The organism is Bartonella sp. AD328YNZD (assembly GCF_042196425.1).
Genome location: NZ_JBHIQG010000440.1, coordinates 1 through 1,745 on the forward strand (window position 1 = coordinate 1; position 1,745 = coordinate 1,745).

The window sequence follows — 1,745 nt, forward strand, 5'->3', positions numbered from 1 at the left end:
TCCGTAAGTATAGAGGAAGAAACCGGTTTGTTTTTCCTCTTCTTTTCCTAAGACAGATGTTCTGATATTGGCTAAGAATGCGTTTTGTTTAGCCATATCGGTTAATCCACTATAGAAGAGAGCATTTGGCATGACTAAGTAACTGGCCGTTTGTGCTACAGGGACGATCACACTTGGACCAGAATCCGTTTCAAGAATTTCTTTATGTAAGCGGAAATCCCAGAAATTTTCATTCTTCTCATCAAAGAGGTTTTGCTCAATATCGGCTGTACCATGGCTTGAGTCTGGTCCATAAGCAGTTAGTGTATATTTGTAAGGTTCTCCCCCTAGTGTGGTATAGCCTTTGGCTAATTTAAAGGAGTCTTCCTGTGCTTTTCCTGCAACTTGGATGAGCGAGAGTCCACCTATATTTGAAGGATCAGCAGCATTGACTACACTACTTTCATTTCCAGAATCGCTTTTAATATAAACTGTTGTGGAGCCTGAGACATCACCGTGAATGAGAAGCCTATCGGTTTTTTGATCGGCACTTACTACGCCATCACTCCAAGCAATGTTGAAGTAAATCTTTGCGTCTCCCGTTGCGTTGTAGACTTCTTGCGTGTCTGGTTTACCAGAACCTATATGCAATGTTTGGTAGTGATCTTCTGTTGGTTTCTCAAAAACAATGGAGCTGTTATCGAGATTAAGCGTGGAAATATCAGAACGAGATCTTTGAGCGATATCAAGGAGATTGCCATCAGCATCTTTTTCGTTTTTGCTGATTTTCAACGTCCATTTCGTATTGTTTTTCAGATCAAAACGTACATTTCTGTCTTTAGCAATATTCGCTCTGCCTTCTAGAGTAGACTGATCAGCACTTAAGGTGAAGGTGCCATTGGAGATCGCTTTAACCTCTTTATTGTTCCAATAATTGTCGTTTTTCCAAGATTTTGGATCTTCGAAAAGACCATCTCCTAATAATACGTCGGCATGGATTTCTGAATTTTTGAGACTGACTGTACCGATTGATAAAGTTGGAATATCTTCCATGTTTGTGTTAGTGAAAGCTCCAACAAAAATTCCAGTACCATTTTCAGCGTGAACATCTGCATTTGTCAAATTGATTTCACTGTTTTTACGTTTTTGTGGAACATCTGGATAATCTAGATCAGGATTAGAGAGAGCTATAAATTGCAAACCAGCAACTCCTGCTATCATAGAAGTATTCACGACATCAATATGTCCGTTAAATGCCGCCCATACTGCAACTTTTTTTGCTTCTATTTTATTTTTGATTGTATTCTCTGCTGCTCCAATATAACCATTCGTCATCTTAATCGTGCTATTATTTCCTGCGGTGAGACCAACATCAAAATTTTGAATGATTGTTTTACCATTTAATTCAATTAAACTATCAGTTTCTGCAACGTTTACACCAACGGTCATTGTTTTACTTTCACCACCAGTTATTGTTAAATCTCCGCTAATGATTTTACTTCCACCGTCTGCATAAAACCCTTCATCAACATTTTGAATGGTTGTTTTGCCCATTAACCTAACTTCACTACCAGAGTCTGATGTCCATATACCAGTGCGTTCGTTGTCGGGGCCTTCAAGTGCTTCACCACCGATTATCGATAAGTTTTCGCTAATGATTTTACCACCATTACCGGCATCGAGTCCGCTCAAAGTATTGTTAATTATTGTATCACCATGCAATTGAATTGTGCTGTCATTGCCACTTACAAATGCACCGCTTCCTT

Annotated in this window: 1 pseudogene; it reads right to left on the bottom strand. The window is 39.1% G+C overall.

The window, feature by feature from the left end:
- Nucleotides 1-1,745, bottom strand: a pseudogene (locus tag ACFIO3_RS12635) (autotransporter outer membrane beta-barrel domain-containing protein); the annotation flags it as partial.